General features: G+C 63.9%; 17 protein-coding genes and 3 pseudogenes. 6 read left to right on the forward strand and 14 right to left on the reverse strand.

The features are described from left to right. Positions 1–65: 65 nt before the first annotated feature. The 3 genes and pseudogenes from VKR55_RS09445 to VKR55_RS09455 all read right to left on the reverse strand — a co-directional run bounded on the left by VKR55_RS09445 (position 66) and on the right by VKR55_RS09455 (position 2,732). Positions 66–1,267 (reverse strand): annotated as a pseudogene (locus VKR55_RS09445) (NAD(P)/FAD-dependent oxidoreductase). 117 nt (positions 1,268–1,384) lie between these two features. Next, positions 1,385–1,627 (reverse strand): hypothetical protein, encoded by a 243-nt coding sequence (locus VKR55_RS09450; RefSeq protein WP_324402161.1) that lies wholly within the window; start codon positions 1,625–1,627, stop codon positions 1,385–1,387. Between the two features lie 151 nt (positions 1,628–1,778). Next, positions 1,779–2,732, reverse strand: a complete 954-nt coding sequence (locus VKR55_RS09455) for a helix-turn-helix transcriptional regulator (protein WP_324402163.1) — start codon at positions 2,730–2,732, stop codon at positions 1,779–1,781. A gap of 446 nt (positions 2,733–3,178) precedes the next feature. Here VKR55_RS09455 and VKR55_RS09460 point away from each other — a divergent pair, with 446 nt between their 5' ends. Beyond that, positions 3,179–4,108 (forward strand): helix-turn-helix domain-containing protein, encoded by a 930-nt coding sequence (locus VKR55_RS09460; protein WP_324402224.1) that lies wholly within the window; start codon positions 3,179–3,181, stop codon positions 4,106–4,108. Between the two features lie 29 nt (positions 4,109–4,137). Here VKR55_RS09460 and VKR55_RS09465 read toward each other — a convergent pair whose 3' ends face one another. Both VKR55_RS09465 and VKR55_RS09470 read right to left on the reverse strand, forming a co-directional pair. Next, positions 4,138–5,076 carry a catalase family peroxidase gene (locus tag VKR55_RS09465; protein ID WP_324402165.1) on the reverse strand — a complete coding sequence of 313 codons (939 nt, stop codon included), beginning with the start codon at positions 5,074–5,076 and terminating at the stop codon, positions 4,138–4,140. Between the two features lie 113 nt (positions 5,077–5,189). Then, complete coding sequence (locus VKR55_RS09470; protein WP_324402167.1) at positions 5,190–6,341, reverse strand: HlyD family secretion protein; 1,152 nt, start codon at positions 6,339–6,341, stop codon at positions 5,190–5,192. 136 nt (positions 6,342–6,477) lie between these two features. On the opposite strand from VKR55_RS09470, the gene VKR55_RS09475 reads away from it, so the two are divergent. The 3 genes from VKR55_RS09475 to VKR55_RS09485 all read left to right on the forward strand — a co-directional run bounded on the left by VKR55_RS09475 (position 6,478) and on the right by VKR55_RS09485 (position 9,510). After that, on the forward strand, positions 6,478–7,389 hold the full coding sequence (locus tag VKR55_RS09475) for a LysR family transcriptional regulator (protein WP_324402169.1): 912 nt from the start codon (positions 6,478–6,480) through the stop codon (positions 7,387–7,389). A gap of 89 nt (positions 7,390–7,478) precedes the next feature. Continuing rightward, positions 7,479–8,666, forward strand: coding sequence for an acyltransferase (locus VKR55_RS09480; protein WP_324402171.1), 1,188 nt, complete (start codon positions 7,479–7,481; stop codon positions 8,664–8,666). Positions 8,667–8,766: 100 nt separating this feature from the next. Next, on the forward strand, positions 8,767–9,510 hold the full coding sequence (locus VKR55_RS09485) for a helix-turn-helix transcriptional regulator (RefSeq protein WP_324402173.1): 744 nt from the start codon (positions 8,767–8,769) through the stop codon (positions 9,508–9,510). 3 nt (positions 9,511–9,513) lie between these two features. Here the strand turns inward: VKR55_RS09485 and iaaH are convergent, their stop codons facing one another. The 6 genes from iaaH to VKR55_RS09515 all read right to left on the reverse strand — a co-directional run bounded on the left by iaaH (position 9,514) and on the right by VKR55_RS09515 (position 17,084). Next, on the reverse strand, positions 9,514–11,034 hold the full coding sequence (iaaH, locus tag VKR55_RS09490) for an indoleacetamide hydrolase (protein ID WP_324402175.1): 1,521 nt from the start codon (positions 11,032–11,034) through the stop codon (positions 9,514–9,516). Positions 11,035–11,143: 109 nt separating this feature from the next. After that, on the reverse strand, positions 11,144–12,115 hold the full coding sequence (locus VKR55_RS09495) for a Bug family tripartite tricarboxylate transporter substrate binding protein (RefSeq protein WP_324402178.1): 972 nt from the start codon (positions 12,113–12,115) through the stop codon (positions 11,144–11,146). 9 nt (positions 12,116–12,124) lie between these two features. After that, positions 12,125–13,855, reverse strand: a complete 1,731-nt coding sequence (locus VKR55_RS09500; protein WP_324402180.1) for a thiamine pyrophosphate-requiring protein — start codon at positions 13,853–13,855, stop codon at positions 12,125–12,127. Then, complete coding sequence (locus VKR55_RS09505; RefSeq protein ID WP_324402182.1) at positions 13,852–14,637, reverse strand: fumarylacetoacetate hydrolase family protein; 786 nt, start codon at positions 14,635–14,637, stop codon at positions 13,852–13,854. The genes VKR55_RS09500 and VKR55_RS09505 overlap by 4 nt, the downstream gene beginning before the upstream one ends. 13 nt (positions 14,638–14,650) lie before the next feature. Beyond that, positions 14,651–16,018 carry an LLM class flavin-dependent oxidoreductase gene (locus tag VKR55_RS09510; RefSeq protein WP_324402185.1) on the reverse strand — a complete coding sequence of 456 codons (1,368 nt, stop codon included), beginning with the start codon at positions 16,016–16,018 and terminating at the stop codon, positions 14,651–14,653. A gap of 13 nt (positions 16,019–16,031) precedes the next feature. Continuing rightward, on the reverse strand, positions 16,032–17,084 hold the full coding sequence (locus VKR55_RS09515; RefSeq protein ID WP_324402187.1) for an Ldh family oxidoreductase: 1,053 nt from the start codon (positions 17,082–17,084) through the stop codon (positions 16,032–16,034). Positions 17,085–17,484: 400 nt separating this feature from the next. On the opposite strand from VKR55_RS09515, the pseudogene VKR55_RS33035 reads away from it, so the two are divergent. Next, positions 17,485–18,966: pseudogene (locus VKR55_RS33035) on the forward strand (GAF domain-containing protein); the annotation flags it as partial. A 224-nt stretch (positions 18,967–19,190) separates the two neighbouring features. Then, the gene (locus VKR55_RS33040) at positions 19,191–20,444 is read left to right on the forward strand and encodes a putative bifunctional diguanylate cyclase/phosphodiesterase (protein ID WP_414642327.1); all 1,254 of its coding nucleotides are present in this window, start codon (positions 19,191–19,193) and stop codon (positions 20,442–20,444) included. 23 nt (positions 20,445–20,467) lie between these two features. On the opposite strand, the gene galE is transcribed toward VKR55_RS33040, so the two are convergent. The 3 genes and pseudogenes from galE to VKR55_RS09535 all read right to left on the reverse strand — a co-directional run bounded on the left by galE (position 20,468) and on the right by VKR55_RS09535 (position 24,556). Next, entirely contained in the window at positions 20,468–21,463 is a 996-nt protein-coding gene (galE, locus tag VKR55_RS09525) for a UDP-glucose 4-epimerase GalE (RefSeq protein ID WP_324402189.1), read from the reverse strand. 6 nt (positions 21,464–21,469) lie between these two features. Further along, positions 21,470–22,290: pseudogene (locus VKR55_RS09530) on the reverse strand (WecB/TagA/CpsF family glycosyltransferase). After that, a complete protein-coding gene (locus tag VKR55_RS09535) occupies positions 22,283–24,556 on the reverse strand; it encodes an exopolysaccharide transport family protein (protein WP_324402190.1) in 2,274 nt (757 codons plus the stop codon). Before VKR55_RS09535 ends, VKR55_RS09530 begins: the two are co-directional and overlap by 8 nt. Positions 24,557–24,738: the final 182 nt, after the last annotated feature.

The raw sequence follows: 24,738 nt of genomic DNA on the forward strand, positions 1-24,738 counted from the left end.
AATCGGTTGATGGTCAGCGGGCCGCGCCCTGCGCGAGCAGCGCGGCCCGGGGTCGGTTGACTCAGTTACAGCTCAGAGACGTGTTCTGGATCGGCCGACGCGAGTGCGGCGGCGCGCTCTGCGCGCGGCGGATAGATCCAAACGGTGTTGATCTGCTGCTTGGTGCTCTTCGCCTCCGCGCCTACCAAGTCCAGTTTCCGCTCCCAACCGCGCGTGAAGATCGCGCCCGCCTCTCCGAGGTCGAGACAGGTGGCGTATGCCTCCTGGTGGTATGGCTTGGTCGGCACTCCCAGCAGCTCGGCGGCGGCATTGTTGCCGGCAAACGCGCCCATCCGCGTGGCGTGCTGGCACGACATCAGCGCGTAGTTGCCGAGATCATCGCATGCTGCGCGAGCGGCATCGCCGGTGGCGAAGACGCCGGGGACCGATGCCACGCGCAAGTCGCGATCGACAAGAAGTCGGCCCAAATTGTCGCGCTCTGCGGGGATCTGCGCGGTGAGTGGCGCGGCGCGCATGCCAGCCGCCCAGACCACGGTCTCGGCTTCGATGCGTTCGCCGGAAGTCAACGTGACACCGGATTTGTCGAGGGCTGCGACGCCGGTACCGAGCCGGGTTTCCACACCGAGCTTGCGCATGGCTTCTTCAATGACGGGGCGAGGACCCGCGCCCATGTCGGGAGCAATCGCGCCGTTCCGATCGACGATGATGACGCGCGGTTGGGCATCCTTGCCGAGGATCGTGCGAAGTCGCGCGGGCATCTCGGTTGCCGCCTCGATGCCGGTGAACCCGCCACCGGCGACGACGACCGTATCGCGCCCGTTCACCGCCGGCCGGCCAGGCTGTGCAGATGCCGGTCGAGGGCAATCGCATCATCGAGCTGGTCGACGCTGAAGCCATGTTCGGCGAGGCCCGGAATATTCGGTCGGAACAGTCGGCTGCCGGTGGCCACGACCAATCGATCGTAGGAGAGGCGCTGCTTTGCGCCTGTGGCAGCAACGATTTCGACGACATGCGATTGGACGTCGATCGTCTCGGCTCTGCCTTGCGCGTAGACCACATCGATGGCCTCGAGGACATCCGAGAGAGGTGCCGTCAGCGTTTCAGGCTTCGCTTCGTAGAGGCGCGGACGGACCACCAGTGTGGGCTCGGGCGCGATCAGCGCGATCTCGAGCTCCTCGGGCGAAGCGCCCTGGATGTCGCGGAGGCGGGCGGCGGAAAGTGCAGCATACATGCCGGCAAAGCCGGCGCCGATGATGACAAGTCGCATGTGATTGACTCCTGTGGTTTGATTTTCTCGGACGTGCGCGCGTCACCGCCGCCGCTTCCACGGCAAGCTTCTTGCGATCGGCGATGGCGCGAAGAGGTGAAGCGAAATCGTCAGTGCTTAGGGAGCGGAACAGCTCGGCATTGACGGTGCCCGCGGCCGCCAGCCGTGGCGGAAGAAAATCGGCCGGATGGCGTTCGGGCTCCAGTCGGCGTAGGGAAGCTGAGTGCCATCGTTGGTCATGATGGACATCGCCGGATCGGTCCTTTGGACGGACTGCGGTGGAATTTCCACCTCCTCGCCGGTTGCCGAGGTGAAGCGAACGGCGAGTGAAAGTCCGTACACGAGCGCGGTCGCGATCACTCTACTTCGCGGTCTGATCGCAATTTGGCTGACGAAGTTTTTCCAGATCATCGTTTGTCTCCGTCGGTTGAGGTGTGGGCATGGTGATGATCTAGCGGATCGGAGCTGCAGCTGCGCCAGAGCGATTGCGCTACCTGCAGCGCGATTGCTGCTAACGCACGCGTCTGCGCCAATCGCTCGGCGTCTCGCCGGTCAGCTTTTTGAAGGCGGCAGCGAAGGCCGTTTGAGAGGCGTAGCCAAGCTCCGCCGCGACCGACACGATCGATACATCAGTGTCGCGCAGCATGTTCATGGCCTGCTCGAGCCGGTATTGGCGCAGCCAGGCATGAGGTGAAAGTCCTGTGCTTTCCCTGAAGGCACGGCAGAAATGGAAGCGCGACAAGCCCGCGTCCGAAGCGAGCGCAGCAAGCGAAACGTCCGCATCGCTGTCCGACTGCAGGCGTTCGACGGCGCGACGCAGCGCCGTCGGCGACAGGCCACCGATGGCCGGCTGGAACGTCGTCACCGAGCCGGCATGCGCAGCCAGGAGCCGCGTGGCCAGCAGATCGGTCAGCTGATGTCTGAACAGGGTGTCCAGGGCCGCATTGCCTTCCAGGGCATCCGCCGCACTCATCAGCAGTCGGGATGTAACGGCGTCGGGATGCCCCGTTCGTTCCAGGAGATTGCCTGGTCCGGCGCCATCGGCTTCGCTTGCAACGCGCTCGAGTGTCGTCTGCGGAAGATAGAGCTGGACGACGTTGATAAGTCCGGGAATATCCCATCGCGCGCTTGAGCCAGCCGGAATGATCGTCACCACGCCCGAACGCGCCGTTCCTATCGCAACTGATTTTCCACTGCGCCGCTCCAGCCGCTGAACCCCTGTGGGGTAGGTCATGACGACGTGATCGGTCATGGGCTCGACGATGTCGTGCAGAGCTCCGTGTTTCCAATGGGCGATCGTGCCGCTGGACGGGTCTGAAGCCATGCGTAGCGGCGCTGTCTTGAGGACACGCGCCATTTCCACATCGGCAGGACGCGGCTCGCGGATCGGCAAGTCGTCCGAGTGCGCCTCGGGCGCGGCTGGAGGATTCGCATGTAAAGAATCGCGCAAAATGAGCTTGCTCATGGCGGTATGCTCGCTTTTGGGAGGTCGTGCACTCGCGCCGCCGGGCGTGACTTGCGGGCTGGGCGAAGCCGATGCTTCGTATCTGCCCATCGTTAATGCCGGTAAGCGCCGCGAGATTTCGGTGCACGTTCTAGGCGCGTAGACCTACGGGGTCTTTCCCAATGCGGTGGCGTTTTGCCTGATTCTGCTTCGAGCTCCACGGGGGTGAATCTTGTGAGGGGTGGCCTGCGGACTTTTGGTCAGCATGGCTGAACGATGTGTTTCGCGCGGTCGCATGCCGAGCGTTGAAATCACTGTGAAAATCGCCTTGCCACAAGGCTGTCACAATGGCTGCCCACCTCGCTGCGGACCTAGACCACTGCGCGCCGATCCCGGATAATGGCGGCGATCGCGCAGGCGACGCGATGAGCCGCCCGGTCCAACTCTTCAAGATGAGATCAACCGACATGGCACAGGCGGGCAGCTTCGGACAGAGGGTCGGGCAGTACTTGCACCTCAGAGATGCGCCGACCTCGCTGATCACGCGTTCAATGCGCGGCGTCGATCTCGCGGTCACCGAAACGCAGAATGATAACCCCGTGCAGGGTCTTTCCGGCTCGCTGGCCGACGAGGCCTATCTCGTCAGCCTGAAGCTTCACAATTATCCGGACTGCGAGCTCTGGGAGCACGGCAGGTGTGTCACGAAGGCGGATGTCAGGGCCGGTACGACGTGGCTGTACGACCTCAGGCACGATCCGCGCTATGTCATCGACAAGCCGTTCCATTCTCTCCAGTTTTATCTTCCGCGTTCGGCGCTCGATCGCATCGCCGCAGAAACCAGCGCGCCGCGCGTCAGGGACCTCGATTGTCGATTCGGCTTCGGCCATGACGACGATGTCATGCGTCATATCGGTGCGTCGCTGCTACAAGGGCTGCGTCGGCCGGACGAGCCAAACCAGCTTTTCATTGATCACATGATGCTTGCGTTCAGCGCGCACGTTGCGCAGGCCTATGGTGGACTGCAGCGCGTCACCAAATCGGCTCGCGGCGGTCTTGCCCCCTGGCAGGTGAAGCGAGCCTGTGAAAAGCTCGACTCTGATCTGGGCGGGAGACTCTCGTTGCAACAGATCGCGGCTGAATTCGGCCTCTCGGTCAGCCATTTCTCACGCGCATTTCGAGTCTCCACCGGATTGCCGCCGCATCAGTGGCTGCTCCACCAGCGAGTGAAAGCGGCCAAAGAGTTGATGACCGTGCGCGAGCTGCCGCTGGCCGAAATCGCGATATCCGCCGGGTTCGCCAATCAAAGCCACTTTACAAGGGTGTTCTCCGGCTTCATTGGGGTCAGCCCGGGAGTCTGGCGCCGCGAGGCGCTTGGTGGCCCGGAAGGCGGGGCATGACCCTGGTCGGGGCCAGGCGCCGCGTTGGATCAGCGGCGCTTGGCCAGTGAGATTGTGTAGGCGGCGTGGCGCGCCGCAAAGATCTCGTCCGGAGGATGGCCGATTCCGTCTGCGAGATTCGCCGGATCGAAGATCGATGCATCACACGCGTCGTTCGCCTCAAGACCAGTGATCACGATTGTGCCAAGCCGCACCGCTTCCCGATCGTCCTCATCCGGCCATCGGATCGTGACGTCCAGAGTGCGGTCGCCTGGACGGTCGAGCAGCGCTATCACGCTGAAGCGGATATCGCCTGTAGCGATGCGGGTTTCGAGGTCGTCGTATAGGAAGTCTGCAGACTTCGCGTCGGCCTCATCCTCGGTCGGCGCAACGTCTCCACCGACCGGGACGACCTTGAACTTGATGAACCGCGTCTCGCCTCGCGAGTTCGTCGCGGGAAAGGCGTGTACGGCCCAGTAGGTCGTGCCGGCAAAACCGGCAGGCAGTGGATGCGCGGCGATGTAGCTCTCCCGATGCAGCGTTTCGGGATTGGCGGCGGAGAATGCCCTGACCTTCTCCAGATCCGGCTTTCCGTCGGGTCCCGGAATGCGCGCCTCGAGGAAAGCCAGCATCTGATCGAGCGTCCTCGCAAAGTGCATCGGCGCACTCTGCGTGAGGATGTCCGAGCGGTGGCCAACGTCTCCGAGCCTGAAGCTGAAGCCGCGCAGCGCAAGCCTGTCGGTCTCCGCCACGTCGGGATTGCCGCCGCACCCCACCGAGAAGCGCGCGAGCACGCGTGATGGTCTTGTGAAGCTGCGGGATTTCGTAATCTCCTCCGCCCGATCCGACGGGCGATACGTGCCGCGAACGCATCGGCCCTTCGCGAAGCTTGCGCGTACTTTTGGCGGATCGCCGGCGACCGCTCTCAGAGCGTCGACGATTGAGGCAGGCGTGGCTGCGGCTGGGAACTGGATCGTGGGCGTGGACACCGCAACGGTCTAGCGAAGGCGGTGCACCGTTGACCCAGAGCGATTGACGTCGTTGCAGAGCGATTGCTGCTAACCGGCGCCAATCGCTCGCTGCTTTTGCATGGCGCTTTGGCCTAACCTCCGCTCGGGCGGGCCGGATTGGCGGCGAGCTGCTTCTCCGCCTTACGTTCCGCAACGACGGTGGCCTTGGTGTTGATGGTCGGCTCGGCCGACATGCCGGGGCGGAGCAGGCCCTTCAGGCGCTGGTCGTCAAGCACGATCTTCACGGGAACACGCTGCACGATCTTGGTGAAGTTGCCGGTGGCGTTGTCGGGCGGCAGCAGCGCAAATTCGAGCCCGCTCGCCGGCGACAGGCTGTCGACATGGCCCTTCAGCCGCGTGTGGTGGAAACCATCGACATCGAGCTCGACCGGCTGGCCGTTGCGGACATGGGTGAGCTGCGTCTCCTTGAAGTTGGCGACCACATAGACTTGATCGAGCGGCACCACCGCCATGAGCTGCGTGCCGGCCTGCACATACTGGCCGACCCGGAGCGTCCGCGCGCCGACCGTGCCTTCAACTGGCGCGGTGATTTGCGTATAGGACAGGTTCAACGCCGCCTGCTCTTGCACCGCGCGAGCGTGATCGAGCTGCGCAATCGCCTTGGCGCGCTCGGTCGAGAGCACCTCGAGCTTCTTGTTGGCGGCGATCAACCCTGCCTTGCCCTGCTGCAGTTGCGCGGTCTGGGCGCGCAAGGCCGCGTCGGTCTGCTGGGCGCGCTGCACCGTGCCCGAGCCCGACTTCATCAGCTCGTCGTAGCGGGCGCGCTCTTCCTGAGCGAATGTCAGATTGGCCTCGGTCGCGTCAACTTCCGCGGCCTGCTGCTGGATCAGCGGCTCTTGCAACGCGATCTGGGCATCAAGGTTGCGCACGGCGGCTTCGGAGGCTGCGACGTCGGCCTTGGCCTGGTTCAGCGCGGTCTTGAAATCGCGGTCGTCGATGCGGGCGAGCACCTGACCGGCTTTCACGGGCTCGTTGTCGGAAACCAGCACGTCTGCGATGTAGCCGGAAACCCTGGGCGCGATGATCGTGGAGTCCGCCTTCACGTAAGCGTCGTCGGTGGTTACGAGATATCGGCCCGTGGTCAGATAGTAATGGCCGAAATCGGCGGCACTAGCGACGCCAAGCGCCAAGGCTAATGCCAGCGCTGCCCGCTGGATCGCCCGACGGGATGGGGCGAGGCCAATTTTCGTATTCTTTTCAACGGTATATGCAACGCTCGACATGACATCTTCCTCGCTTCCCGACGCGCCCCGCTGGGAGCGCTGTGTCCTGGCTGGAAGATGCGATATCCCGTGCGCTGTGATAATCCGCTAAAAAATGGAAGCATTATCCAGTTGAAGCGGATAATCGGAGGCGCGCATGGACCGGCTGACAAGCCTGACCGCATTCGTCCGGGTGGTCGATACCGGCGGATTTTCTGCCGCCGGCCGCAAGCTCAACTTGTCCACCACCATGGTGAGCAATCACGTTCAGGCGCTGGAGGAGCGGCTTGGCGCGCGCCTGCTCAACCGCACGACACGCAAAGTCAGCCTGACCGAGGTCGGCAAGGTCTATTACGAGCGCTGCACGCAGATCCTCGCCGATATCGAGCAGGCCGACGACATCGCGGGCGCATTGCAGTCGACGCCGCGCGGGACGCTGCGCATCTACACCAACACCCATCTGGTGCAGTTCCTGTCGCCGGCGGTCACCGAATTCCTGGCCGCCTATCCCGATGTGAAGGTCGATCTCGTCATCGGTGAACGCAATATCGACATGATCGACGAGAATTTCGACGTCGCGATCCGGATGGTCCCGCCGCCGGATTCAAGTCTGATCGTGCGCAGCCTTGCCACCTGGCGACACGTGCTGTGCTGCTCGCACGGTTACATCGAAAAACACGGCAAGCCCGAGCAACTCGCCGATCTCTCGGCACGCAATTGCATCCGCCACAGCAGTTATCCTCATGGCGAAGAATGGCGCTTCATCGACCGCAAGGGCGCTTCGGCGGCGGTGCGGGTCGCCGGGAACCTGACCTCCAACAGCGGCGAAACGCTGCGCCGGGCCACACTCGCGGGCGTCGGCATCTGGCTTGCGGCCGGATTTCTGGTCCGCGACGACCTTGAATCAGGCGAGTTGGTCCGGCTCCTGCCTGAATACCGCCCGGTCGAATTTTCGATGAATGCGGTCTATCCGCACCGTCACCATCTCTCGGCCAAGGTCCGGACCTTCATCGACCTCTTGGCGCGCCATTCCGCGGAGCAGCAGAAGCTGATCAATCCGTATGCGTGAGGGCTTCGCAGCCGTCTGGATCGGCATTCGGCAATGCAATATGGTCGCGGCGCAGATGGCTGCATTCGAGACATGATCGAAGGGCGCCGATGCTGCAGCAGACAGGCAAGAGCGAACAGGCTGTGACGGTGCCGACCAGGATCATCGCGCTCGACCGTGCGCGAAGCTTCATCACGCTGTTGGTGCTGCTGCACCATTCGGTGGTGAACTACACCTATTTCGGCAGTGGTGACAAGGCACGCTGGCTCGGCTTCGACCTGATCGTGCTGTTCAACGACAGTTTCTTCATGGCCTGCATGTTCCTGATCTCGGGCCTGTTCGTGCATCAGAGCCTGATGCGACGAGGAACCGCGGATTACGTTGCCAACCGCGCCTGGCGGCTAGGCGTGCCCTATCTGCTCTCGATCTTCGTCCTGATGCCGCTTGCCTACTATCCAACCTTCCTGCGCTATCATCTGCCCGGCACCACGGATTTCAATTTTTTTCATTTCTTGTGGCGCGTGTTCACCATCGGGCCCTGGCCTTCGGGACCGTCGTGGTTCATCTGGGTGCTTTTGGCCTTCGACATCGTTGCGGCGCTGCTGTGGGCGGCGCTACCGGAAGCGATCAAGGGTCTGGGCAGGTTGATCTACGCGCTGCGCTATCGGCCGGGTTTTGCTTTCCTGGCGTTCCTGACCTTCTCGACCATCGTCTATCTGCCGTCGCGGATCTGGATCGGCGACGCCGCCTGGTTCGAGCCGCGCGGTTATCCCTTGCCAATCCAGACCAGCCGCATCTTTCTCTATTCCGGCTATTTCCTGGTCGGCGTCGGCATCGGCGCCATGGATCTGAGGTCGGGCGTCTTTGCCGAGAATGGCGAGCTCGCGGCGCGCTGGAAGATCTGGCTCGCGGTCGCTCTGATGTTTTACTGCGGGATATTGGCGCTCGTTTACATCAAGCACAATTTCTTGCCGGATCCCAATTCGCAGCCGCCGTGGTTCCGCGCCGCCTATGGGCTGGCTTTCGCGCTGTTCAGCGGCGCGATGGCGTTCGCCGAGCCGGGCTTCTTCCTGCGTTATGCGAAAGCGCCTTTGCGCCTGCTCGATGCCATGCGGCCATCGGCCTACGGCATCTTCCTGATCCACTATATTTTCATTATCTGGCTGCAATATGCGGTCTACGACCCGCCGCTCTCGCCTTTCCTCAAATTCGCGATCGTGTTCACCGGCACGCTCGCCGGAAGCTGGGCGACCGTGATCGGGTTGCGGAAGATTCCCTTTGTCGCGCGGATGATTTGATGGCTGACGATCCAGGGCGGCGGCATCAAGACCGACCAGGCTCACGTGCCTGCGGGCGGCAGGTTCCCTCAGGAAAAATTCTTCGCTAGACTGCCGCGCCATGTATCTTGCCGCCTCCGAAAGCCGGGTACTGGCGCGCATCTTCGGGCTATTGTCCGAAGATCTGGGCGAACACGACGTGCGTGAGGCCGTCGGCCACCATCTGCTCGAATTGTTGCAGGCCGACTATTACGCCTCCTACGTCTGGCAGGATGCGGCCCGGCGGTTCGACCAGGCGGTGTTTCTCAACATGGACCCGAAGAACCTCGCGAACTACGAGCGCTACTATCAGTATCACGATCCCATCACGTTCAAGCTGCAGGCTCGTCGCGAGCCGACCCTGGTCACCCAGGTGATCCCCCAGCGCGATCTGATGCGAACCGAGTTCTTCAACGATTTCCTCGCCCGCGATGGCTTGCGTTGGGGCGTCAACGCCTATTCCTACGTCGGCGACCGCAACATCGGCGATGTCAGGATCTGGCGCGGCCGCCGTCGCGACAATTTCGATGCGCATACGCTCGAGCTGTTGCGATTGATCGAGCCGGCCTTCACCGGGGCGCTACTCAGGGCGCGGGGAGGGGCGGCGGCGCTGAATGAGGCCCGGCAGCCCGCGCCGCTGCTCAAGCTATCGGTGCGGGAACTTGAGATCGCGCGGATGATTGCCGACGATCTCAGCGACAAGGAGATTGCCTACCGGCTCGGCGTCGAGATCTCGACCGTTCGCACCTATCTTGGCCGCATCTTCGACAAGCTCGGCGTCCGCCGCCGCAGCGGCGTCGCGAGCCTGCTCTCAAGACATCGCTAGCTCTCAATGCGCCGACGGCGCCGGCAGGCGCCCGAACAGCTTGTCGAACGCCATGCCGATTGCGAGCAGCTTGCGGTCGCTTCCGGCAGGACCGTCGAGCTCGAGGCCAACGGGCAGCCTGCTCGATGCGCCAAGCGCCACGGGAAACTGGATGCCGGGAACGCCGGCGTTGCTGCCCGGATCGGTGTTCTGGATGAACAGCACGAAATTCGCGAGGCTGCTCGAATCCGAATTTGAGGCGATCGCCACCTTCGGCGTGGTCGGAAACGCAATGGCGTCCAATTTGTTTTTCGCAAAGGTGTCGCGGTAGAGCGCCTGCAGCGCCGGACGTGCCGTTTTGATCGCGGCGTCATAGGCTGGCTTGGCATCCGTGACCGTATTGTTCGGCCCGGGAAGCTTTCTCGGGATGACGAGGCCATCATAGGTGCCCTTCACGTCGGGGCTCGAGATTTGCTTTGCCAACTCCTCGATAGTGACGCCGGTGCCGGTGTGCTTGAGATAGGCGACCATGTCGTCATAGGCCTCATAGAGCGCGACCGGGAATCCGACCTGGCTGTTGAGCTCGCCGAGCTTCGGCATGTCGATATCGACCACAATGACGCCGGCGGCTTTGAGCTTGTCGAGGCTCGCGTGGAAGGCAGCCTCGGTATCGCCATCGAGATTGGCGAGCATGGTCTTCTCGACGCCGATGTGCAGGCGCTTCAGGCTGGCGGGTTCGATCGCGGCGCCGCCGGCAATGACGCGGTCGAGGAGGGCGACGTCGGCCATGGTGGACGCCATGGGCCCCGCAGTATCGCGGGTATGGGAGATCGGCGCGATGCCGCTTTGCGGATAGCGCCCGACAGTCGGACGCAGCGACGCGCAGCCGTTCAGCGCGCAAGGGATGCGTACCGAGCCGCCGGTGTCGGTGCCAAGGCCAGCGGTGACGATGCGCGCGCCGATCGCGGCGGCAGTGCCGGAGGAGGAGCCGCCAGCGATCTTCGTCATGTCATAGGCGTTACGGACGCCGGGCTCGGAGCCGGTCTTGAAGGCTGTGTTGTAACCGGAAATGCCGAAGGCAAGCTCATGCATGTTGGTCTTTCCGATGATGATGGCGCCGGCTTCGCGCAGCTTCGCCGCGACCGGCGCGTCCTTTTTCGGCATGTATCCCTTCAGCGCCGGCGTGCCGGCGGAAGCGGGGAGCCCGGCAACCTCGATATTGTCCTTGATGACGATGGGAACGCCACCGAGCGGCTTGCAGGCGCGTTTCCTCTTGCGGCCGGCGTCGAAGGCGGCGGCGGCCTTCATCGCACCGGCGTCATCCAGGGTAATGAAGGCATTGAGGTCGCTTCTCGCTTTGGCGCGCGCGATCGCCGCTTTGACCAGCGCCGTGCTGGTGATCCTGCCGGCGCAGATATCCGCGGCCGCCTCTCGCGCGGTCAATGTATCGAGGTCGGGGGCCGATGCGGCGCGAGACGTGGTTGAAGCAGTCCAGGCGGCAAGGCCTGCGACGGTGAGCATGAATGCACGATTGCGACGGCGCATGACACTCTCCTGATCCGACGAGGTGAAGGCGGGATGCCGGCCAAATCCTAGCAGCAGGCGAGTTCCATGCCTGTCCTCATTTCTGAGGACGGGCGCCGCGGGGAAGCCGCTACTGCTGGATCTTGATATTGGCGGATTTGGCGACCGCGCCCCAGCGCGCGATGTCGGACTTAAGGATTTGGGCGAACTCGTCGCTCGACGTGCCGACGGCGTCGACGCCGATGGCCTTCAGCCGCGCGGCGACATCGGGCCTCCTGGCGACCTTCATGAATTCGCTCTCCAGCTTTTTCACGACGCCAGCCGGCGTGGCCTTGGGGGCGAACACGCCGGTCCAGATGATGGCATCGACGTCGGCGCCGGCCTCCTTCATGGTCGGCAGATCGGGAAAATCCGCTACTCGCTTCGGTGCCGTGATAGCGAGGGCGCGAACCTTGCCGGCTTTCACCTGCGGCGACACCGGACCGGAATCGGCGATAGTCGTGGTCACCTGGCCGGATATCACAGCCAGCACCATCTCGTTGGCACTCTTGTAGGGGATCGCCAGCATCGGCGCGCCGGTCTTCTGCTTGAACAGCTCGGTGACGAGCTGGAAGGTGGCCGATGCGCTCGAATAGTTCGTCTTGTCAGGATTGGCTTTGGCAAAGGTCACGAAGTCGGCGACCGATTTGATCGACGACGATGCGTTGACGACCATGATCAGTGGAAACGAGGCAAGCTCGGAGATCGCGACGAAGTCGCGGACGGAGTCGTAAGGCAGCTTGGCGTAGACCGCCTGGTTGATCGCCATGCCGGTGGCGCCGATGAGCAGCGTGTAGCCGTCGGGGGTCGCTTTTGCGACATACCCGGTAGCGACAATCGCGCCGGCGCCGGGCCTGTTCTCGACGATCACGGGCTGGCCGAGGTCTTCGGAGAGCTTTTGCCCATAGATGCGCGCGATCACGTCGTTGCCGCCGCCGGCGGCAAAGCCGACGATGAGGTGGATCGGCCGGCTCGGATAGTTGGACGCATTGTCCTCCGCAAGCGCGGGGCTGGCGGTGAACGCAAGCAAGCAGGCGCCGATCAGTCCAACTTGCCGAAACATCGTCATCTCCTAGAGCCTCGTGACGTGAACATGCAGCACGGCGGCCTTGCCGTCGTCGAGCGCGGCAAGGCAGCGGTCGATCGCGGCAGCCAGTTCGTCCGGCTCGCGCACGCATTCGCCGTATGCGCCGAACGCTTTGGCCACGTCGGAAAAATCCCGCCGCTCGCCCTGGCGTCCCGACACCAGCCGCGACTGGAAGTGGTCGGTCTCCGCGGCGATGCCTTTCGGATAGACGCGCTGGGTCGCCGATTTCACCGCTTGCCAGCCGCCATTGTCGATGACGAGGGTGAAGATCGGGATGTCGTATTGCTGCGCCACCGCGTAGACGCTGTCGGGTGAGGAGAAATGAAAGCCGCCGTCGCCGATCACCTGCACGATGCGACGTTTTGGTCGCGCGAGCTTGAGCCCCAACGCCATGCCGCCGGAGAATCCGAGCCCGCCGCCGGCGAGCCCGACATAGCTCTGCGGTTTCGTGCGCTTCAGATGATCCTGCAGAATGGGGCCGTTGCGAATCGCCTCGTTCAGCACGACGTCGTCTTGCGATAGCTTCTCGCTCAAAGTCGCGAACACGAAGGCCGGATTGAGCGCGCCGGAGATGCCCTTGCTGGCGCTCGCGGCCGCGCGTCGCTTCGCGGCCGCTTCCCGCGCCGCGCTCCAGCTTGCGATCCGTGCGGCGACACGCTTCCGATAACCGTCGTCGGCGCGCGCCTCGACCGCGTCGAGCACCTGCTGAAGGATGATCGCGCTGTCGCCCTGGATGCGCATGTCCGTGGCAAATCCCCACATCGGGAAATCCGATTTCAAGGGATCGAGGTCGATCTGGATCCACTTCATCTCGCGCGCCCGCCTGGAATGCGGCACGAACGGCACGTCGGTATCGAGCAACAGGCCGAGATCGGCTTCTTCCAATAGCGGCAGCGGATCGATGCCGGCGTAGCAGGGCGAGTCCTGAGGGATGTTGAAATCGATCGCGCTGAATTCGGCAACGCGGATGCCGCATGCGCGCGCCAGGCGATCGAGTATTGCGACCGCTTGCGGCTTGCGACCGAGATAGCCGGCGCACGCCACAGGGTTCTCCGCGGCCATCAAGGCTTGCGCAATTGCTTCCGCCCGCGCCGGCTCGATGCCGCCTGAGCGCACGCTGCCGTAGCGCGCCGGCGGATAGGCCGGCATCTCGGCCTCGTCCCATTCCTCGGCGAGCGTCTCGCGCGGCAGCATCATGTAGACCGGCCCCGGCGGATCGCTATGGGCAAAGGCGCTGGCGCGCGCCAGCGCCTCCTTCACGACGACGCCGGAGGGGAGCGAATATTCCCATCTCACATAGGGCCGCACGATGCTCGCGATATCGAAGGGGTCCTGCACGAAATGCACATAGGTATCGCGCGAGCCCCTCAATTCGCCATGCAGCGTGTGCGGGGCGCGCCCGGCGAACAGCATCACGGGCAGGCGATAGCGAAACAGGTTCTGGATCGCCATGCAGGCATTGGCCGTGCCGGCGTCGACATGCACCAGCACCGCCTGGCTCCTGCCGGTCGCGAGCGCGTAGCCGCCGGCCATGTGCACCGCGACGACCTCATGCGGGCACAGGATGACTTCCGGGTACTTGCGGCCTTCCTTGTCCCAGCGCGCGATCTCCTCAATGATGGAGACGTGGTCGGTGCCGAGATTGGCGAAGATATAATCGACGCCGAGATCGACGAGACCCTCGAGAAAATAGTGCGCGGCGGAATGGCGGCTCATCGCTTTTCCGCAACGAACCTGTTGCGCAAGGTGCCGATGCCGGTGATCTCGATCTCGACGACATCGCCGGCTTTCAGGTCCGGCGATGCGCCGTCGGTGCCCATCCAGATCACATCGCCCGGCCATAGCGTGAAATATTTCGTCAGCTCGACGATGAAGGGAACGATGCCGAAGATCATCTCGTTGGTGTGGAAGCGGCCGGTTTCCCTGCCGTTGACCTTGATGATGGTCTCGGCCTTGTCGAGATCGACGTCGGTCTCGATCCATGGGCCCATCGGCTTGAAGGTGTCGGCGTTCTTGGCGCGCCACAACCCGCGGTCGGCCTTCTGCCAGGTGCGCTCGGACACGTCGTTGCCGATGGTATAGCCGAGCACGCAGCTCGTCGCGTCCTTCTCGGTGAGATGCTTTGCCTTCTTGCCGATGACGACCACGAGCTCGCCTTCATAGTGAATCTTCTCGGTGGCGTTCGCGGGGATCACCACGTCCTCGTCATGGGCGATCAGCGCGTTCTGCGCGCGATAGCCGATCTCCGGCCGATCAGGCACGTTCGGAACGGTGCCGGCCTTGTCGGCGGCTTCCTTGAGGTGCTTGAGATAATTCAGCCCGACGCAATAGAAGGTGCGCGGTATCACCGGCAGCTCGATCTTGACGTCCTTGAGCGCAAAGCTCTGCGAGGTGCGCTTGTGCGCGCCAAAGGGATCGCCGCTGACGGCCGTGACCTTGTCACCCTCGACAATGCCCCACGAGGTCTGCCCCGCGGCAGTGAATTTCAGCCAACGCATATTTGCCTTTCCCCTATTCCGCCGCGGCGCGCGGCTGTGTCTTCCAGGCGCCGGCCGCCGGGCGCTTCAGCCCCAAATTCTCGCGCAACGTGGTGCCGGCATAATCCTTGTGGAACAGGCCGCGGCGCTGCAATTCCGGCACGATATGGTTGACGAAATCGGCGTAGGAGCCGGGCACGTAAGTCGCGGCGACGACAAAGCCGTCGCAGCCGCGCCCGACGAACATCTCCTCGAGCTTGTCGGCAATCTCCTTCGGTCCGCCGACAATCGCGTCCTGGACCTGGCCGCGGCCGGAGAAGGTGATGAAGTCGCGCGTCGACGGGTTGGTCTTGCCCGAGGTGCGCAGCACGCCATCGCGGATGCCGAGCATGCCCTGCATGCCCTGCAATTCCTCCGTGGTGAGCGGCTCGTCGATGCCCTTGGCGCCGAAATCGAAGTTGAGCCCTTCGGCGAGCAGCGACAGCGCGTCGATCTCAAGCGGCAGCGTCTGGATCAGCGCCATCCTGTCTTCGGCTTCTGCCTTGGTCGCGCCGCAGACCGGCGTCACCAGGTTGCAGAGGAACATCTGATCGGGGTCGCGGCCGGCCTTGGCGGCTTCGTTACGGATCCCGTCATACCCCTGCTTGGCATTGGCGAGGTTGCGCGCCGCCGTGAAGATCACCTCGCCCCATCGCCCGGCAAAGCGCTGGCCGCGGCCGCTGGCGCCGGCCTGGATCACCACGGGATGGCCCTGCGGCGAGCGCGGCACCGTGAACGGCCCGCGCGACTTGAAAAACGAGCCCTTGTGGTCGAGTCGCTTCACCTTGGTCGGATCGGCAAAGCGCCCGCTCTTCTTGTCGATGATCAGCGAGCCATCTTCCCAGGAATCCCAGTGGCCGAGCACGACTTCCATGAACTCGTCGGCGCGGTCGTAGCGCAGATCATGCTCGAGATGCTCGTCCTTGCCCATGTTCTGGGCTTCGCCGTCGTTAACGGAGGTGACCACGTTCCAGGCGGCGCGGCCATTGGTCATGAGGTCAAGCGTGGCAAAGCGGCGGGCGACATCGAACGGCTCGAAATAGGTGGTGGAGCAGGTCGAGGCGAGCCCGAGCTTGCTCGTGACCATGCCCATCGTGGTCAGCACGATGATCGGGTCCATCTTCACGCAGCGAATGCCGTATTCGACGGTGTGGGCGTGGTCGCTGCCGTAGCGGTCGGGCATCGCAAGGCGATCGTCGAAGAACGCCATGTGGAATTTGCCGGCTTCAAGGATCCGCGCAATCTCCTGATAGTAGTCGGCCGACATGGAATCGTCGCGCGATTCCGGATGGCGCCAGGAGCTCGGCAGGTTGGTGCAATTCTGCGCCTGCAGGAAGCCGACCAATGCCATTTGCCGTGTCATGCTGCTCTCCCTGTCACGCAAGATCGAGTTCGCCGGCGACTCTGTACTCGCCTGCCAGCGCGCGCAGTTTCTCCCACGTCGCGTCCTCGATCTCGATACCGTTCTTGCGGCGCTCCTGCTCGCGCAGATATTCGACCTCGCCGGGATAGAACACCCCTCTTGAGCCTTCCGACGGCGGCGTCGATTTCAGATAGCGCGCGAAGTCCGCGACTTCCTTCTTGAAGTCCTTGAGCGGCCGGAACGCGGCAACGTTGAAAACCGCCATGAAGGTGCCGTCATTGTGTCGGCCGGTTGGCTCGACGCCGAAGCCCAAGCCGGTGAGCAGGCCGCACAAGACCTCGACCATCGCGGCCAGCCCGCTGCCCTTGTAGCCTTCGGTGCCGCCGAGCGGCAGCAGCGCGCCGCCCTTGCGGTATTGCGTGGGATCGGTGGTGTGCCGTCCTTCGGCGTCGATGATCCAGCCGCGCGGGATCTCCTCCTTGCGCGCAACCGCAAGCGCAATCTTGCCGGCCGCGACCGCCGAGGTTGCCATGTCGAGATAGAAGGGCGCTTCGAGGTCAGAGGGAACGGCAATCGAGATCGGGTTGGTGCCGAGCCGCGCCTCGCGGCCACCGAAGGGCGCGACATGTTTCGGCGAGCGACCGGAATCGGCGGTGGCGATCCCGATCATGCCCTCACGCATCGCCATCATCGGATAATGCGCCAGGCGTCCGACATGGCTTTGCCGGAACACCGTGCAAGCCGCGACATTGGCGGTCTTTGCCTTGTTGATCGTCAGCTCCATCGCCTTGGCATTGATATAAAAGCCAAAACCCCAATGGCCGTCGATCACAGTCGTGGTCGGCGACTCCTGCACGATGGTCCATTTCGCGCCAGGCACGATATGGCCGGCCTTGACCCGGTCGATATAGGTCGGGATCGCGATGATCCCGTGGGAATCGTGGCCGGCGAGGTTGGCGTTGACGCAGCCAGTCGCGACCGCTTTTGCCTCTTCCTCCGATGCGCCGGCGGCTTTCAGGAGCGCCGCGCCGATGCGCGTGAGACGGTCGGCCTGGACGATCGGCATGGGGTTCCTCTGGGAGCCCGCGTGGAAAGCGGGTCTTGCTTGTTGTCGTGGTGCGCTATCGTCTCAAACGGGTGGCTTCAGAGCAAGGCCAGAATGGTCCTGCCTCCATGCCGTAAGCGCTTGTCAGGGCGCACGGATTCCATCGCGCGGAATGGGTCGCAAAAACTGTCGGGGAAGCAAACTGTCAACCTTGACGCCCCCTTATCGGGACCTTGGCGAAGGGGATTTTGGCCTGACATTTACTTTGAATCGCAGTTTACGGCCGCTTCTAACGTCCATTTAGGCCTCTCGCCCGCATAGATTTCGCGGGAACGGCGCGTATTGCCACCGGGAGCCCACGACTTTGCAGGCCGAACTCGCACGGACGTTAGCTGCGCTCAGCGCAACCAACGAGGCGATTTTGTACTCGAAATCGCCGGAGGAACTGTATCGCAAGGTCTGCGAGGTCGCGTTCTCCAGTGGCGACTTCCTGGCGACCGCCGTTTTCCTGCACGAGGATGGCACCGACTTCCTGCGCCTGGCCGCCGGCTTCGGCGAAGACATCGCACGGCTTTCCAGCATCGATATCTCGGTCGTGGAAGGGACGCCGGAAGGCTCCGGCGTCTGCGGTCTGGCCTTTCGCACGAGCGACGTGATCGTCAGCAACGACTTCCTCAATGATCGGCGCTCGCTGGCCTGGCGTCGTGGTCTCGAGAAGGGCCACGTGGGCGCCGCCGCCGCGGTGCCGCTCGCTTGCGCGGGCCGCAGCGTCGGGGTGCTCCTGGTCACGCGGCGGGAGGCGGGTTCGCTTACCGACGACACCGTCTCAATGCTCAAGCGCATGTCGGCGAACATCTCCTTTGCGCTCGACAACTTCGCACACGAGGCCGCGCGTAAGGAAGGCGAGCGCGCTGTGCGCCGGCTGAACCGGATGTTCGGCGCCATCAGCGCCACCAACGAAGCGATCCTGCGCGCCAAGACCGAGCTCGATCTCTATCAGCGGGTCTGCGACGCCGCCGTGCACAGCGGCAAGTCGTTGGCGACCGTGGTGTTCCTCGCCGAGCCGGACTCGATCTGGCTGAAGCCGGTGGCCGGGACCGGCGAAAGCGTCGATCTGATCACGCGGGCGCGTTTCTCGATCGATGCCGACAACGCCTATGGGACCGGTGTCTGCGGACAGGCGTTCCGCACGCAGAAGCCGTGCATCAACAACGACATCCTCAACTCCGATCAGGGCAAGCCCTGGCGGACGGCCGGCATCGAGACCGGCGTCGTGGCCTGCGTCGCCGTCCCCCTGGTCAAGTCGGGCAAGAGTGTCGGCGTGTTGATGTTCTTTGTCGGAAAGTCGTGGGCGGCGGACAAGGAGATCGTCGCGGTGCTGGCGCGGATTGCGGAAAACGTCTCCTTCGCGCTTGATAATTTCGAACGCGCGGCCGAGAAGGCGAGGGCCGACGAGCAGAAGGAGCGCCTGTCGCGCATGTTTGCGGCGCTCTCGGCCACCAATGAAGCGATCATGCGCGCCAAATCGCGTGCCGAGCTGTTCGACCTGGTGTGCGATTCCGTCTCACGCGGAGCCAAGTTCACGTCCACCACCATCGCGTTAGCGAGGTCCGGCAGCGACGACCTCGAGATCGTGGCGGCCGCCGGTCCCGCGGCGGAAAACAGCCGCCTTGTCAAGCTATCGTCCAACCCTGCGATACCGGAGGGCCGCGGCCTCAGCGGGACCGCCTTCCGCACCCGCCAGGCCTGCGTCAGCAACGACTATTTGAGCGATCCGCGCGGCATCGCATTCCATCCCGTGGTGCGCGCCGATGGTGCAAGATCGGGCGCGGCGTTCCCGCTTGTGGTGCGGGGCGAAATCGTCGGCATCTTCCTGTTTCTTTCCGCCGAGACCGGCACGTTCACGACCGAATTCGTCGAGGTGCTGCAGCGGCTGGCGGACAATGTGTCGTTCGCGCTCGAAAATTTCGCCCGCGCCGACGAAAAGCACAAGGCGGACGAGCGCATCGAATATCTCGCCTCGCACGACAGCCTGACCGATCTGCCGAACCGCGAGATGTTCGGCGGATTGCTCCGGCACTCGATCGAGACGGCGCGCCGCGGCGCGCGGCGCTTGCGCTGCTCTTCATCGATCTCGACCGCTTCAAGGTTATCAACGATTCGCTGGGCCACGATGCCGGCGACGTGCTGCTGGTGCAGGTGGCGGCCCGCCTGCGTGCCCGCCTGCGGGCAAGCGACGTGGTGGCGCGGCTCGGCGGCGACGAGTTCGTGGTCGTCCTCGAGGACGCCAACGAGCGCGACGATGTCGAGCGCATTGCCGCCCATCTGCTCGCCGTGCTCGGCGAGCCGATGATGTTGAGCGGTCACGAGTGCCTGACCACGGCCTCGATCGGCATCGCAATGTATCCCGACCATGGCGAGGACGCGGCAACGTTGACGAAGAATGCCGACATGGCGATGTATCTCGCCAAGGAAGAGGGCAAGAACGGCTTCCGTTTCTTCAATGGGGAGATCAAGGCCCAATCGATCGACCGGCTCAGACTCGAGGCCGAGCTGCGCCGCGCGCTCGATCGCGGTCAGTTCTCGCTGCACTATCAGCCGAAGGTGGACATGGCGAGCCGGCAGATCACCGGGGTCGAGGCGCTGTTGCGCTGGACCCATCCCGAGCTCGGCCTGGTGCCGCCCGCGCAATTCATTCCACTGGCGGAGGAGATCGGGCTGATCGTTCCGATCGGTCGCTGGGTCTTGCGCGAGGCCTGCGCGCAGAACACGGTTTGGCAGCGGCTCGGCCTGCTGCCGGTCTCGATGGCGGTCAACCTGTCGCCGCGGCAATTCGCCGATGAGCATCTTGTGAATGACATCGACCTGGCGCTGGCGGAAAGCGAGATGTCGCCGGTGCTGCTGCAGCTCGAGGTGACCGAAAGCATGGTGATGCGCAACGTCGCACGCGCCGTGCGCGTGCTGGATGCGATCCAGAGCCGCGGCATCCGCTTGGCAATCGACGATTTCGGCACAGGCTATTCGTCGATGTCGCTGATGAAGCAGTTCCCGATCGATACCATCAAGATCGACCGCTCCTTCGTGCGCGACCTGCCGCATGATTCCGAGGACCGGGCCATCGCGCAGGCGATCATCAGCATGGGCAAGGCGCTCGGCATGACACTGGTCGCCGAGGGCGTCGAAACCCTCGACCAGGAGGCGTTCCTGCGCGCGCAGGGCTGCGACGAGATGCAGGGCTATCTGTTCAGCAAGCCGCTTCCGGCAAAGGAGCTGGCGTATCTGCTCAGGGCCTGGCCCGCGCTATCGTCGCCGCCGCTGCAGCCGGAAGCAGAGGACGATGCGGTGGATGTTCTGGTGCAGGCCCGAAGCCGGCTCGGCTGAGCCGCTGCTCCTCTTCGACTACCTCACGCCGTCTTCAGCGGGTGAGCCCTCTGGTGCCAGGCCCAGGCGGTTCGGATGATCGTCGCAAGGTCCGAATGTCGTGGTGAGAATTGCAGCACTACGCGCGCGGCAGTGGGATCGGCGACGAGATAGGCAGGGTCGCCGGCCCGTCGCGGCATGATCACGTGCGGCACCTGGCGGCCCGTTTCGGCCTCGATCGCCGCCAGAATCTCGCGCACCGAAAAGCCGGTGCCGGTGCCGAGGTTGAAGGCGCCACCCTCATGCCCCTGCATCAGGAGTTCCAGTGCCGCGACGTGGGCCATGGCAAGATCGGTGACGTGGACATAGTCGCGGATCGCAGTGCCGTCGGGCGTATCGTAATCGGTCCCGAACACTGCAAAATCCCTGATGTACCCCTGCATCGCCATCATCGCGCGCGGAATGAGGTGGGTCTCGTTGTCGCGCAATTCGCCGATGTCGTCGGTTTCATCCGCACCGCTGGCGTTGAAATAGCGCAGGCAGAACGCGCCTAAGCCGTAGGCGGTTCGATAATCGGCGAGGATCCGCTCGATCATCCATTTCGTCGCGCCATAGGTGTTGATCGGCGCGCATGGATGGCTTTCAGGCAACGCCTTGCTGTCGGCATGGCCGTAGACTGCGCCGGTGGACGAGAATACGAGACGGTGACAGCCTGCTTCGCGCATCGCGCCAAGCAGCGACAGCGTGCCGTTCACGTTGTTGACATAATATTTCTGCGGATCGGCCATGGACTCGCCGACCAGGCTTGCGGCAGCAAAGTGCATGACGGCGGCGATGTCATGCCGGGCGAAGACGCGCCTGAGCGCTGCGCCATCGAGAAGATCGCCGATCACCAGCGGCGCGCGCACGAAATGGCGGTGACCGGTGGAGAGATTGTCGAATACGACCACGTGGTAGCCGGCTGCATCAAGCGCGCGGCAGGCATGCGCGCCGATATAGCCCGCACCGCCCGTGACCAGAATGACGGGACGATCGCTCATGTCACCCTAGCGGCGCGTGCGATCCGTGTCGGACGGCCGGCTCCTGTTGAACAGGAGATAGAGTGCGAGCGGATTGGTGGTGAAATAACGCCAGAACAGCCGGCGCGGTTCGAGCCAGATGCGCCAGGCCCATTCCAGCCCGATCGTTTGCATCCATTGCGGCGCGCGCGCGCGGCTACCCGACAGGAAGTTGAACAACCCGCCCGAGGTCTTGATGATGCCGACGTTGGCAAGCCGCGGCGTGAATTCCTCGACAAACGCCTGCTCATAGGGAACGCCGAGCGCCACCCAGAGATAGTCGGGCGCCAGCGCATTGATCTCGTCGACCTTGGCCCGCAGCGCTTCACCCCTGAGATAGCCGTGGCAGTGCCCGACGATCTTCAAGCTCGGATGGCGCCGGCGCACCCTCGCCACCGCCGCAGCGTTTTCCGCTTCGTCGGCGCCGAACATATAGAATGTCAGCCCGGCGGCCGCCGCCTTGCGCGCGACGACGTCGAACAGGTCGGTGGTCGCGACCCGCTCCGGCAACGGCGTTTTCGACTGAGCCGCGAGACCGTGACCAGCGGCTGGCCGTCGGCATTGATGAGGTCAGCGGCGCGGAACAGCCGTTCCGTCATCGGCTCGGTCGAGCAGCGCGCCAGCACCTCGCCATTGGCCGAGGTCAGATAGAGCGGGCGGCCGACCCGGCGATGTGGGAAAGCCATCTCGATCATGAAGTTCGCAGTCTGCTCGATATCGACCACGGCGAGCCGCAACCCGCCCAGCGTGATCCGCGGGATCGCCGATGTCGCGGCGCGACCAACCGGATTTTGGCGGCGCTCAAGCATATTGCCTGTCTCGCTGCCGGTTGGGGACCGAAGGCGTCAGCTCGTTCAGGATCACGCCGGCGAGCTTGCGCTGCGCAGGTCCGAGCGACGCGATGATGTCTTCCATGGCGTCGTTGATATCGAGGCTCACCGGCAGCACTGCCACGATACCGTCGGCGATCTCGAACAGCTTGCGGTCAGCAGCGTCGCGCGGCAACGCCGGTCCATCGAGAACCACAAGATCATAGCCGCCGGCGGCGCGCGCCTGCGTGACGCTCTTGCGGGTCACTTCGACGGCCTTGGCGTCGCTGCTGCCTCGGATGCCGGGCAGGATGGAAATGCCGTTCGCGGTCTTGACTGCGCGCGACGCCTTGGTGCCGATCGAAAGCCAGCCGAGATGGCTCGGCTCGCTTTGTCCGAGGCGCGCGACCTTGCTGGAGAGCTTGTGCCGCTCGCGGTCTGCGTCGATCATGAGGACGTTTGCGCCGTCGCGCGCGGCGGCCAGCGCGAAATTGAGCGCGGCGACGCAACGATCGATGCATTCGTCGTCACTGACGACAGCAATCACTGGTGCCGTATCGGTGCTTGACCGGCGCTCGACTGCGGCGCGCATGTCGCGCAGCGCATTGAGGAAAGTTGTCAGTGGAAAGCCCGGCCGCAGTGTCGGCCACCCGAACCGCGTGACGTCGGCAGACACCGGGCCGGCGCCAAGGATGCCGCCCAGCGTGCGGATCACGTCGGAATCCTGCAGGCGCGCGATCACCGGCTTGTCCACGACGGTCGGAGCCGGTGCGCCACGCCGCGAAGCATCTGGCACAGGCGAGGACGACCGCTCCTGCGGATCGGCAGGCTGCGGCTTGTCGGTTTCGAAAAGCGGCAGGCGGTCCGCGGCGACCACCCAGCCGACCGCGCCGAGGCCGCCGAGCATCAAGCCGAGCATTGCGATCAGGCTCATGGCGGGCGGGAAGGAGCGGTGCAGCGGCACCGTGGCCTCGCCGATGACGCGGGACGCCGAGGTGTTGAGGCTTTCCTGCTCCTCGGTCTCGCGCGAGCGCTTGAGGAATGCCTGGTAGACGTCGCGGTTCGCCGCGACGTCGCGCTCGAGCTCGCGCAGGCGCACCGACGCCTGGCTGAGCTCGACGCTTTGGCGCTTCTGCTTGTCCAGCGCCTTGGTCATCGAAGCCTCGTATTCGCGGGCACGGATCAGGTCGTTCTTGGCGGACTGCTCGAAGCGGTCCACTTCCTCGTTGATGGTGCGGCGCAGATCGTCGACCTGCTTCTCCATTTGCTTCAGCGAGGGATGCAGCGGTCCGAGCTCGGCGCTCAGCTCAGCATATTTTTTGCGAGCCTCGGCGTATTGCGCGCGCAAGTTCGCGATGGTTGGCGACTGCAGCGCTTCGGGTGTAGCGCCGGCATCGGTTGCGGCATTGCGGCTCTTCTCGATCTGGTCGAAGCGGGCCTGGGCGTCCAGCGTCGCCGCATGGGCGGCCGCCAGCCGCTGGTTGGAGGAAGAGAGCTGCTGGTCGCTGAGCAGCGAGTCCTGGGTGCCGATGAAATTGTTCTGCGCCTTGTAGACCGCGAGCGCATCCTCGGCGTTGCGCAGCCGCTGCTGCAATTCCTTCAGCCGACCCGACAGCTCGCTGGTCGCCCGCCGCGCGGCGGCCGCCTGTGTGCTCTTCGAGTCCGCGAGATAGGCTTCAGCGAGCGCATTGGCGAGCATCGCGGCCTTGGCCGGATCGTGCGACCAGACGTCGATATCGACCACGAAGCTGCGTTCGGTCTTGCGGACGTTGATATGCTTGGTCAGCGCATCCAGGGTCGCGGTGTCGTCCTCCTTTGTCTCGGCGGTCGAACGCAGCTCGAGACCGAGCAGGCCGAGCAGCGACGCAAGGGGTCCCTTTGTCGCGCCGCCGAACTCGGGATCCTTATCGATCTTGGTGTCCTGAATCACCCGCCGCAGCACGCTGTTCGAGGTGATCAGTCGGGCCTGGCTTTCGACCACCATCGACAGGCCGGAAACGTCCTGGGCTCGCGGGATGAGCTCGCGATCGACAAGCTGCAATTCGCGAGGATCGATATAAAGCTCGGCGGTCGCGGTGAAGCGCGGCGTCAGACTCTTGCCAACGACGACGGCAGCACAGGCCGTGATCAGCGCGGACGCGATGATCATCAGCTTGCGCCGCCACAGCAACTCGAACAGCGCAAACAGGTCGAATCCCGAGGCCGCGCGCGTCTCCGCACGAGCGTCCGGCTTTGCCTGATTTATCGGCTGGTCATAGACAAGCATGATCCCCAGCTTCCATTCGAACCGCCGCACGCATCGGCTGAGGGGTTACTCTTCGGGTCACGCGATGCGCCGCCTCCGGCGCAGAACCAACGCAACAGGAATAATTAACCATACTCATTGATGGACTATTCACCGAAATCGCAAACAAAGCGTTTAAGTCGCCGTCCTTTCGCCTGCTGTCG

Source organism: Bradyrhizobium sp. (genome assembly GCF_035309285.1).
Classification (GTDB): domain Bacteria; phylum Pseudomonadota; class Alphaproteobacteria; order Rhizobiales; family Xanthobacteraceae; genus Bradyrhizobium.